This window comes from Azospirillum sp. B506 (genome assembly GCF_000333595.1).
Classification (GTDB): Bacteria; Pseudomonadota; Alphaproteobacteria; order Azospirillales; family Azospirillaceae; genus Azospirillum.
Window position 1 is genome coordinate 1 of record NZ_BADK01001029.1, and the last position, 11,244, is coordinate 11,244.

Sequence of the window (11,244 nt, forward strand, 5' to 3'; positions counted from 1 at the left end):
CCATCGTGCTGTCGCTGGCCGGCCTGTTCGTGCCGGTGCCGCTGATGGCGCTGGAGGCGCTGCTGGGCCTCGTCCAGGCATACATCTTCACCATCCTCGCCGCGGTCTTCATCGGCGGCGCTGTCGGAACCATCGAGAAGGGGTAGCAACCATGGACGTCCATGCCATCAGCATCCTGGGTGCGGCACTGGCGGTGTCGGTCGGCGCCATCGGCCCGGCGCTGGCCGAGGGCCGCGCCGTCGCCGCCGCGATGGAGGCCATCGCCCGTCAGCCTGAAGCCGCCAACACCCTGTCGCGCACCCTGTTCGTCGGTCTGGCGATGATCGAGACGATGGCGATCTACTGCCTCGTGGTCGCGCTGCTTCTGCTGTTCGCCAACCCCTTCGCCTGAGCGCCGCAACCCCGAGGTCCGTCATGCACATCGACGGTTGGACGCTTGCGCTCCAGGCGATCAATTTCCTGATCCTGGTCTGGCTGCTGCGCCGCTTCCTCTACCGCCCGGTCCTGGCGGTGATCGCCGAGCGGCAGGCCGCCACCGAGCGCGTCCGCAGCGAGGCGGAGGCTGCGCGCCAGGCCGCCGAAGCCGCGCGCCGGAGCCTGGAGGAGCAGCGCACCGCCCTGCCCGCCGAACGCGACCGCCTGATCGCCACCGCCCGCGCCGAGGCGGAGGCCGAACGCGCCGCCCTGCTGGAGAAGGCGCGGGTCGAAGCCGACCATGCGCTGGACGAGGCGCGCAAGCGGCTGAGCGACGAGCGGGCGCAGGCGCTGGAGGCGTTGCAACGCCATGCCGCCGATCTCGGCACCCAGCTGGCGGTCCGGCTTCTGCGCGACGCCCCGGCCGGCGCCCTGACCCGCTCCCTGCTCGACGAGGCCTGCGCGGCGGTGGAGGGGTTGAACGGCGATCAACGCCACGCCCTGGTGGACGGGATCGACCCGGTGCCGGTGCGGCTTGTCCTGGCCGCCCCGCTGGCGGAGAGCGACACCGACCCGACACGCGAGCGGCTGGCGGCGGCGTTCGGCCGTCCGGTGGCGCTGGAGCCGGTCGAGGACCCGTCGCTGATCGCCGGGGTGGAGCTGCATTTTGCCCACAGCGTCGTCCGCCGCAGCTGGAAACAGGCGCTGGCCGAGGCGAAGGAGGAGATGACCCGTCATGACTCCGCAAGACACGATACCCACGCCGTCGCTTGAGGACGCGCTCGACGCCTGGATGCCGGGCGCACTGCGCCGGCTGGACGGGCTGGAGACGGCCGCGCGGCTGGAATCGGTGGGGCGGGTGGAGTCGGTGGGCGACGGCATCGCCCATGTCTCCGGCCTGCCGGACGTCCGGGTCGACGAGCTGCTGCTGTTCCCCGGCGGGGTCGCCGGGCTGGCGACGGATCTGGACGACCGGATCGGCTGCGTCCTGCTCGGCGATGCCGCGACGGTCAGCGCCGGCGGCACGGTCCATGGCACCGGGACCGTCCTGCGCGTGCCGGTCGGCGACCGGCTGATGGGGCGGGTGGTCGACCCGCTCGGCAACCCGCTGGACGACGGCCCGCCGGTGGAGGCCGAGCGGTGGGAGCCGGTGGAGCGCCCCGCCCCGACCATCGCCGAACGGGCCGCCGTGTCCGAACCGCTGCTGACCGGCACCGCCGTCATCGACGCCATGGTCCCGCTCGGCCGTGGCCAGCGCGAACTGCTGATCGGCGACCGCGCCACCGGCAAGACCGCCATCGCGGTGGATGCCATCCTCAACCAGACGGACGGCGACGTGTTCTGCGTCTATGTCGCCGTCGGCCAGAAGGCGTCCGGCGTGCGTGCGGCGATCGAGGCGGTGCGCCAGGGGGGCGCGGCGGCGCGCACCCTGTTCGTCATCGCCGCCGCCGATGCCGCCCCCCGCCTGCAATGGCTGGCGCCCTATGCCGGCTTCACCATGGCCGAGCATTTCCGCGACAGCGGCCGGCATGCCCTGGTCATCGTCGACGATCTGAGCAAGCATGCGGCCGTCCACCGCCAATTGTCGCTTCTGCTGCGCCGCCCGCCGGGGCGCGAGGCCTATCCGGGCGACGTGTTCTACCTGCACAGCCGCCTGTTGGAACGGGCGGCCAAACTCAGCCCGGCGAAGGGCGGAGGATCGCTGACGGCGCTGCCCATCGCCGAGACGCAGGGCGGCAACCTGTCGGCCTACATCCCGACCAACCTGATCTCGATCACCGACGGGCAGGTCTGCCTGGACGCCAAGCTGTTCTACGAGGGGCAGAAGCCGGCGGTGGACATCGGCCGCAGCGTGTCGCGCGTCGGCGGCAAGGCGCAGCCGCCGGTGCTGCGCACATTGGCCGAACCGTTGCGGCTCGACTATGCCCAGTTCCTGGAACTGGAAGTGTTCACCCGCTTCGGCGGGCTGGTGGACGAGCGGACGCGCAAGGCGGTGGCGCACGGACAGCGCATGCGCGCCCTGCTGGCCCAGCGCCATCTGTCGCCCCGCCCGCTGGCGGTCCAGGCGGCGCAGCTGCTGGCGCTCGCCGACGGAACGCTGGACGGCCTGCCGCTGGAGGCGATCCCACGATTCCAGGCGGCACTGGCCGGTCTGGTCGCCGCCCGCCCGCCGCAGATCGCCGGGACGCTGGACGATGCCACCAGAACCGCATTGCGCGACCTGATCGCCCAGGCGGTGGCCGGTCTTGGCGGAGCGGCATCATGACCGAACGGCTGACCGAGGTCGAAGCCCGGCGGGCCAGCGTGCAGGAGCTGGAGGCGGTGACCGACGTCATGCGCTCCCTCGCCGCGATGCGGCTGCAACAGGCGCTCGGCACGCTGGCCGGCACCCGCGCCTATGCCGAGGTGATCGCCGGGGCGTTGGCCCAGGCGGCGGCGCTGCTGGACGACGCTCCGGTGCAGTGGCCGGCGAACGGGCAGGGTCCTTCGGCACTGGTGCTGTTCGCACCGGAACACGGCTTCGTCGGTGCCTTCGCCGAAAAGCTGGTCGATGCCGCACTGGCCGCCCCGCCCGGCTGCGCCCTGTGGGTGGCGGGTCTGCGCGGCGCCGCCCTGCTGGAGGAGCGCGGACGTCCACCGGACTGGACCACGGCGATGGCGACCAACACCGACGCCGTGACCGCCACCGCCCGGCGCATCGCCGACGCGCTCTATCATGCGGCGGCGGACGGGCGGCTGGGCCGGGTGGAACTGCTCTACGGCCGGACAAACGCGGGGGCGCCGCCAGAGCTGGTGCATCGGCCGCTGCTGCCACTCGGCCTGCCGCGGGACGGCGCCCGGCCGGTGCCGCCACTGATCAACATGCCGCCGCGCGACCTGATCGCCCGGCTGGTGGACGAATATGTCTTCGCCCTGCTGGCCGACGCGGCGATGGAGAGCTTCGCCGCGGAGAATGCCGCGCGCCTGACCACCATGATGACGGCCCGCCACAACATCGAAACCACGCTGGACGAATTGACCGCCACGGCGCGGCACCTGCGCCAGGAACAGGTCACGAATGAGTTGATCGAGCTGGTGTCGGGGGCGGAGGCGATCGGGTGAGAGGGGACGCGAAGGCCACCAGCAGTTCCGCCGCGACCAGGGCCGCGATCACCTCCGGCCGTTTGTCGCCGGTCAGTGCGGCACCGATGGGGCAGGTCAGCCCTGCCAGCGCGTCCACGCCCCGCCCGCGCGCCCGGAACCAGCGCTCGAACTTCGCCCGTTTCGTCGCCGAACCGATCATCCCGACATAGGCCGCGTCGCCGCGGCGCAGAGCCGCTTCAGCGATCTCGAAGTCCAGCGCATGGCTGTGGGTCAGCACCAGATAGCCGGCCCCGGCCGGCGCCATCGCCAGCGGGTCGAGCGGGCTGTCGGTCAGGATGCGCTCCGCCCCGGCCGGGATCGCTTCGGGGAACTCCTGCGCCCGCCCGTCGATCCACAGCAGGCGCAACGGCAGCGGGGCGAAGGCGGCCGCCATCGCCCGCCCGACATGACCGGCGCCGAACAGCAGCAGGGTCGGCTGCGCCTCCAGCGCCCGACGCTCCCGCTCCTGCAAAGCAGCAAGGGTGCCGGCATCGGCGCGCTCCAGCCGCAGCACGACATGCCCGCCGCAGCATTGCCCGGTCGCCGGTCCCAGCGGCAGGTCGAGTGTCTCCGTGATGCCGCCGTCCTCCAGCATCCGCCGCGCGGCGGCGATGGCGGTCCATTCCAGCCGGCCGCCGCCGACGGTGCCTGTGCAGGCTTCCCGCCCGACCAGCATGCCGGCCCCCTCCTCGCGCGGGGTGGAGCCGCGCGCTTCGGCGACGGTGACGAAGATGGTGGGGACGCCCAGGGACAGCCAGTCGGAGAGGGTGATGGAGAGCGGTGTCATGGTTCGGGTGATGCCGCCGCCCGTTCCCGCAGGGCCACGATGCAGGCCAGCACCCGCTCCGGCGTGGCGGGCGCGTCCAGCCTCGGACAGAGCCGGTGGCCGGCGACGCTCGCCACCGCATCGGACAGGGCGTGGAACACCGACATGCCCAGCATGAAGGGCGGCTCGCCCACCGCCTTGGAACGGAAGATACTGTCCTCGCGGTTCGGCGCATTCTCCAGCAGCGCGACGTTGAAGTTGCGCGGACGGTCCGAACACGCCGGGATCTTGTAGGTGCTGGGGGCGTGGGTGCGCAACCGCCCCTGCCCGTCCCACCACAGCTCCTCCATGGTCAGCCAGCCCATGCCCTGGACAAAGCCGCCCTCGATCTGCCCCTTGTCGATGGCCGGGTTCAGCGAGCGGCCGCAGTCATGCAGGATGTCGACCCGGTCGACGACATATTCGCCGGTCAGCGTGTCCACCGTCACCTCGGCACAGGCCGCCCCATAGGCGAAATAATAGAAGGGCGTGCCGCGCCCGGCCGCGCGGTCCCAATGGATCTTCGGGGTCTTGTAGAAGCCGGTCGCCGACAGCTGCACCCGCGCCGTATAGGCGGCGCGCACCAGATCGGCGAAGCTCATGTCGCGGTCGCCGGCCAGCACTCGGTTGTGTTCGAAGCGCACCGCGTCGGGCGCGACGCCCCAGTTTTCCGCCGCGAAGGCGACCAGCCGCTCCCTGATGGTGCGCGCCGCCGCCTGCGCCGCCTTGCCATTCAGGTCGGCCCCCGACGAGGCCGCGGTGGCCGAGGTGTTGGGGACCTTGCCGGTGTTGGTCGCGGTCGGACGGATGGTGGCGATGTCGACCTGGAACTCCTCCGCCACCACCTGGGCGACCTTGGTGTGGAGTCCCTGCCCCATCTCGGTGCCGCCATGGTTCAGCTGGATGCTGCCGTCGGTGTAGACATGGACCAGGGCGCCGGCCTGATTGTAGTGGGTGGCGGTGAAGGAGATGCCGAACTTCACCGGCGTCAGCGCCACCCCCTTGCGCAGGATGCGGCTGTTGGCATTGAAGGCGCGGATCTCCTCCCGGCGCTGCCAATAGCCGGACGTCTCCTCCAGCTGCGCCACCAGTTCCGGCAGGATGTTGTCGGTGACGGTCTGGTGGTAGGGCGTCAGGCTGCGGCCGTCCGTCTCGGGATCGGTCCCGTAGAAGTTCCGCTTGCGGATCTCCAGCGGATCCTTGCCCAGGGCAAAGGCGATCTCGTCGATCACCCGTTCCGCCGCCACCATGCCCTGCGGGCCGCCGAAGCCGCGGAAGGCGGTGTTGGACACCGTGTTGGTCTTCAGCGGCAGCGACTCCAGCCGCGCCGCCGGATAGAAATAGCCGTTGTCGGCGTGGAACAGCGCGCGGTCGGTCACCGGGCCGGACAGGTCGGCGGCATAGCCGGCCCGTGCCGCGAACAGCATGTCGACGCCCTGGATCAGCCCGCTGTCGTCGAAGCCGACGCGGTAGTCGATCTCGAAATCATGGCGCTTGCCGGTGATCTGGAAATCGTCGTCGCGGTCGGGGCGCAGCTTGGCGGCGCGGCCGGTCCGTCTGGCGATCAGGGCTGTGCAGGCAGCGAACAGGTTCGACTGGGTCTCCTTGCCACCGAAGCCGCCGCCCATCCGCCGCACCTCCACCGTCACCGCGGCGCCGGGCACATCCAGCACATGGGCGACGATGTGCTGCACCTCCGTCGGATGCTGGGTCGAGACGTGGATCAGCACCTCTCCATCCTCGCCCGGCACCGCCATGGCGATCTGGCTTTCCAGGTAGAAATGCTCCTGCCCGCCGATGGCGAGCCGGCCCTCCACACGATGCGGTGCGGCGGCCAGCGCCGCGCCGGCATCGCCAACCGCCAGCGTCATCGGCGCGGTGACCAGGGTCCGCTCGCCGTCACGGGCGGCGGCGATGGTCAGGACGGCCGGCAGCTCCTCATACTCGATCGCCGCCAGCCTGGCGGCGCGGCGGGCCTGATCGCGGGTCTCGGCGGCGACGGCGAAGATCGGCTGGCCGACATGCTGGACCAGGGTCGAGGCGAACAGCGGCTCGTCATGCTTGCCCATGCAGCCGATGTCGTTCACCCCCGGCACATCGTCGGCGGTGAAGACCGCCACCACACCGGGCGCCCGGCGGACCGGTGACAGGTCGATGGAGCGGATGCGCGCATGCGCCCGGCTGCTGAGGCCGAGATAGACATGCAGCAGCCCGGCCGGCTCGACGATGTCGTCGACATAGACCGCCTCGCCGCTGACATGCTTGTGGGCACTCTCATGCCGGCGGGACTGATGGACGGCGCCCTCGATGCGGTCCGGGGCGGGGGCGGGTGCGATGGGCGTCGTCACGTCAGGCATGCGCAAGCCTCCGGTCGCCGACCAGACGGGTCTCCGCCGCCGGGTCGCTGGTCTCGACATACAGCTTCATCAGCAAATTCGCGGCCACGGCGGTGCGGTAGGACGCACTCGCCCGCCAGTCGGACAGCGGCGTGTAGTCTTCCGCCAGCGCCGCCATGCCCTGGCGCACGGTTTCCTCGGTCCAAGGACGGCCCAGCAGCACAGCCTCGGCCCCGGCCGCCCGTTTCGGCGTGCCGGCCATGCCGCCGAAGGCGATGCGGATGTCGGCGACGCGGCCGTCGCCATCCAGCGTCAGGCGGAAGGCGCCGCAGACGGCGGAAATGTCCTGGTCGAAGCGCTTGGCGATCTTGTAGGCACGGAAGCGAATCCCCGCCGCCGGTTTGGGCAGGATCACCGCCTCGACGAACTCGCCCGCGCGGCGGTCCTGCTTGCCGTACTCGATGAAGAAGTCCTCCAGCGGCAGCTCGCGCGTTTCCCCGCCGCGCCGCAGCCGCAGGGTGGCGCCGCAGGCGATCAGGGCCGGCGGCGTGTCGCCGATGGGCGAGCCGTTGGCGATGTTGCCGCCGATGGTGCCCATGTTGCGCACCTGCTCCGCCCCGATGCGGCGGATCAACTCGCCGAAATCGGGATAGAGCGCGGCGATCCGCCCCGCCGCGTCGCTGTAGGTCACGCCGGCGCCGATCACCAGCGCGTCGCCGCGATCCTCGATCCGCCGCAGGGCGCGGACCCGGCCGGTGTGGATCACCGTCGCCAGCACGCGCTGGAACTTGGTCACCCACAGCCCGACATCGGTCGCCCCCGCCACGATGGTGGCGCCGGGGTTGTCGAGCAGAAGCTGCGCCAGCTGCGGCATGGTGGCCGGCGCCAGGAAACGGCGCCCGGCGACCCCAACGCTGAGGATCTCCTCGTCGCGCAGAGCTTTCAGCTTTTCCTCCATCGCCACGCGGTCGGCGAACCTGTCCGTCGCAGGCTCGCCGATGTCGTACATGGCATGGGCGGCGCGGACGATGGGTTCATAGCCGGTACAGCGGCACAGGTTGCCGGCCAGCGCGTCGTCGATCCGCTGCCTATCGGGGCGTTGGCCGTCCGGCCGGTCTTCATTCAGGTACAGCGCCAGCAGCGACATGACGAAGCCGGGCGTGCAGAAGCCGCATTGCGAGCCGTGGCAATCCACCATCGCCTGCTGCACCGGGTGCAGCGCGCCGTCCGGCCCCTTCAGATGCTCCACCGTCAGCAGCCGGCAGCCGTCCAGCGTGGCGAGGAAGCGGATGCAGGCGTTCACCGCCTCGTAGCGCAGGGTGTCGCCGTCCAGCCGCCCGACCACCACGGTGCAGGCACCGCAATCGCCCTCCGCACAGCCTTCCTTGGTGCCGACCCTGCGTTCCGACAGACGCAGCCAGTCGAGCACCGTCAGGGTCGGATCGATCGCGTCGATCTCCCGAAGTTCGTCGCCGAGATAGAAGCGGAGGCGCTGGCGCATGGCTGCTCCCGATGAACTGGTGACGATGTGACGCAGTATTTCACTGACGTTGACTCTGTCACCAGATCGGCAGCAGGGGAAAGAGTTTCAAACGAATTGCAAAAGAGGGTGCCTGTTAAGCCTCCTTCACGCGCTCCCTTCCGGCGTCATCGTCGCCAGTCCGCCGTCGGCCCGCACCGACGCCAGCGTCAACCCATGCCAGTAGAGGTCCAGCAGGGCCGCCGGCATGCTGCCCTGCTCATGCCCCTCCATCGGCAGGATGGCGGCGGCATGGGCCAGCGCCGCGGTGGCAGCGTTGGGGCTGCGCGACACCGCGTCGCCCAGCAGCCCCAGCGTCTGGCCCAGCGCCGCGGCGTCGAAGCGCAGCAGGGCCGGCGGCACGGTGATCTGCGCCTCGCCGCCGCGCAGGCGGCCGATGGCGATGTAGACATGCAGCAGGTCGGCCCGCTCGTCCGGTCGCAGCAGGGCGGCGACGATGCGGTTGCCGGTCAGCGGGCCGGTGCCGTCGAACTCGTACATGGTGGCACGCTCGCCCTGGCGGATGGCGGCCAGCCCGGCGAGACGGGCGGGCAGCGGTTCCACCGCCCGGCGGCTGGCCTCGTCGAACAAAGCGGGGTGGCTGCCGCCCTCGCTCAGCACCACCGGCGGCGCATCGGTCGCCGCCGCGGCGGCCAGCAGACGGGCCAGCACGGCGAAGGGATCGCTCGCCTCGCCCGCTTCCGCTTGCAGCAGGCCGGCGCCACGGCGCAGCATGGCCTCGGCGAAGCTGATGTCGATGTCCATGGCGGTTCCCTTTCCCGTCCGAAGGCGCCCTTTTTAGGCCGGGGCGCCCCGTCCGCTCAATGGTAACCGAAGGCACCCGTCACCTTTCCGCGGAAGACCCAGTAGGAATAGGCGGTGTAGCCAGGATCGCCGGGATCAGGAAGGCCATGCCGACCAGCAGGAAGACCTGGGGCTTGGGCGGGGCCGCCGCATCCCACACGGTGACGCCGGGCGGGATCAGGTGCGGCCACAGGCTGATGGCGAGGCCGAGATAGGAGAGGGCGAACAGCGCCATCGACAGCACGAAGGGCGCCACCTCCCGGCCGTTGTCGATGGCCCGCCACAGGGCGAAGGCCAGCAGTGCGGTGACGATGGGCACCGGCGACAGGAAGATCAGGTTGGGCAGCGAGAACCAGCGCTCGGCGATCTGCGGCAGCAGGGAGGGCGTCCACAGGCTGACCGCCGCCACCCCGACGAGAACCACCAGCATCAGCCGCCGCGCCATGCGGAAGCACCAGTCCTGCAGCGGCCCGACGGTCCGCCAGATCAGCCAGGTCGCGCCCAAGAGCGCATAGCCGACCACCAGCGCAGCCCCGCAGAACAGACTGAAGGGCGACAGCCAATGCAGCATGCCGCCGGCGAACTGCCGCCCCTCCACCGGGATGCCCTGGATGAAGGACCCCAGCACCACCCCCTGCGCGAAGGTCGCCAGCAGCGACCCGAGGAAGAAGGAGCGGTTCCACCAGTGCCGCCCGGCCCGCGCCTTGAAGCGGAATTCGAAGGCCACGCCGCGGAAGACCAGGGCGATCAGCATGACCAGCAACGGCAGATACATCGCGGGGAGGACCACCGCATAGGCGATGGGAAAGGCGGCGAACAGCCCCGCCCCGCCCAAAACCAGCCAAGTCTCGTTGAAGTCCCAGACCGGCGCCACCGTGTTCATCATGGTGTCGCGGTCCTCCTCCGTCGGCGCGAAGGGATAGAGGATGCCGATGCCGAGGTCGAAGCCGTCCATCAGCACATACATGAACACCGCGAAGCCGATGATCCCCACCCAGATCAGGGTCAGCAGGCTTCCTTCCGCAATCTCCTGCATCGCGCTTACTCCGCCGCTTCGATGGAAGGATCGGTGGCCGACAGCGGCCGCTTCGGGCTTTGCGCCTCCGGCTGCTGCGGCGCGTCGTGGACATGCGTCGGGCCGGTGCGCAGCAGGCGGATCAGGTAATAGGTGCCGGCTCCGTAGATGATGGCGTAGGCGACGACGAAGGACAGCAGCGAGAGCAGCGCCGCCTCCGCCGTCAGCGACGGCGTCACCGCGTCGGCGGTGCGCAGATGGCCGTAGACCACATAAGGCTGACGCCCGATCTCGGTGGTGAACCAGCCGGCCAGGATGGCGACGAAGCCGATGGGCATGCAACCGACCAGGACTCGGTGGAACCAGTCGCTGCTGTAGAGCCGGCCACGGAAACGCAGCACCAGATGAACCGCCGCGACGGTCAGCATCAGCAGGCCGATGCCGACCATCAGACGGAAGGTCCAGAAGATGATGCGCGGGTCGGGCCGCTCATCGGCCGGGAACTGCTTCAGGCCGGGAACCGTGCCGTTGAAATCGTGGGTCAGGATCAGGCTGGACAGGGCCGGGATGCCGATCTCCAGACGGTTGGTCTCATCCTTCACGTCGGGGATGGCGAACAGCACCAGCGGGGCGCGCGGGCCGCCCTCCCAATTGCCTTCCATCGCGGCGATCTTGGCCGGCTGGTGTTCCAGCGTGTTCAGCCCATGCTGGTCGCCAAGGACGATCTGCAGGGGCGCCAGCACGGTGATGAGGCCGAGCGCCATGCTCAATCCCAGCTTCGCATGGTCGAAATGCCGGCGCCTCAGCAGGTAGAAGGCGCTGATGCCGGCGACGACGAAGCTGGTGGTCAGGAACATCGCCGTCACCATGTGGGTCAGGCGATAGGGGAAGGAGGGGTTGAACACCACCTGCCACCAGTCGGTGACGAAATAGCGGCCGTCCTTGATCTCGAAGCCGGCCGGGGTGTGCATCCAGCTGTTGGCCGACAGGATCCAGAAGGACGACAGCAGAGTGCCCAGCGCCACCAGACAGGCCGCCATCAGGTGGATGCCGCGCGGCACCCGGTCGCGCCCGAACAGCAGGATGCCGAGAAAGGCCGCCTCCAGGAAGAAGGCGGTCACCACCTCGTACTGGATCAGCGGCCCAAGGACATTGCCCACGGTGTCGGAACAGCGGCTCCAGTTGGTGCCGAACTGGTAGGACATGACGATGCCCGAGACCACGCCCC

Annotated in this window: 10 protein-coding genes; 4 read left to right on the plus strand and 6 right to left on the minus strand. The window is 70.3% G+C overall.

Features of this window, described 5'->3' with window-relative positions:
* Positions 1–151 precede the first annotated feature (151 nt).
* The 4 genes from I71_RS31640 to I71_RS31655 are packed head-to-tail and all read left to right on the plus strand — an operon-like array spanning position 152 to position 3,516.
* Positions 152–391, plus strand: coding sequence for a F0F1 ATP synthase subunit C (locus I71_RS31640; RefSeq protein WP_012977203.1), 240 nt, complete (start codon positions 152–154; stop codon positions 389–391).
* A 23-nt stretch (positions 392–414) separates the two neighbouring features.
* Positions 415–1,188: a F0F1 ATP synthase subunit delta gene (locus tag I71_RS31645; protein WP_049976435.1), complete on the plus strand. Its 774-nt coding sequence runs from the start codon at positions 415–417 to the stop codon at positions 1,186–1,188.
* Positions 1,151–2,680, plus strand: coding sequence for a F0F1 ATP synthase subunit alpha (locus I71_RS31650; protein WP_049976436.1), 1,530 nt, complete (start codon positions 1,151–1,153; stop codon positions 2,678–2,680). The genes I71_RS31645 and I71_RS31650 overlap by 38 nt, the downstream gene beginning before the upstream one ends.
* A complete protein-coding gene (locus tag I71_RS31655) occupies positions 2,677–3,516 on the plus strand; it encodes a FoF1 ATP synthase subunit gamma (RefSeq protein WP_042703683.1) in 840 nt (279 codons plus the stop codon). Before I71_RS31650 ends, I71_RS31655 begins: the two co-directional genes overlap by 4 nt.
* Here the strand turns inward: I71_RS31655 and xdhC are convergent.
* From xdhC to I71_RS31685, 6 genes are all read right to left on the minus strand, one after another.
* Positions 3,467–4,324, minus strand: a complete 858-nt coding sequence (xdhC, locus tag I71_RS31660) for a xanthine dehydrogenase accessory protein XdhC (protein ID WP_042703685.1) — start codon at positions 4,322–4,324, stop codon at positions 3,467–3,469. The genes I71_RS31655 and xdhC overlap by 50 nt on opposite strands.
* Positions 4,321–6,699: a xanthine dehydrogenase molybdopterin binding subunit gene (xdhB, locus tag I71_RS31665; protein WP_042703687.1), complete on the minus strand. Its 2,379-nt coding sequence runs from the start codon at positions 6,697–6,699 to the stop codon at positions 4,321–4,323. Before xdhB ends, xdhC begins: the two co-directional genes overlap by 4 nt.
* On the minus strand, positions 6,692–8,179 hold the full coding sequence (xdhA, locus tag I71_RS31670; protein ID WP_042703688.1) for a xanthine dehydrogenase small subunit: 1,488 nt from the start codon (positions 8,177–8,179) through the stop codon (positions 6,692–6,694). Before xdhA ends, xdhB begins: the two co-directional genes overlap by 8 nt.
* A 126-nt stretch (positions 8,180–8,305) precedes the next feature.
* Entirely contained in the window at positions 8,306–8,962 is a 657-nt protein-coding gene (locus I71_RS31675; RefSeq protein ID WP_042703690.1) for a hypothetical protein, read from the minus strand.
* Positions 8,963–9,041: 79 nt separating this feature from the next.
* A complete protein-coding gene (gene cydB, locus I71_RS31680; protein ID WP_375731236.1) occupies positions 9,042–10,037 on the minus strand; it encodes a cytochrome d ubiquinol oxidase subunit II in 996 nt (331 codons plus the stop codon).
* A gap of 5 nt (positions 10,038–10,042) precedes the next feature.
* On the minus strand, positions 10,043–11,244 hold a 1,202-nt coding region (locus tag I71_RS31685; RefSeq protein WP_042703694.1), incomplete at its 5' end, for a cytochrome ubiquinol oxidase subunit I.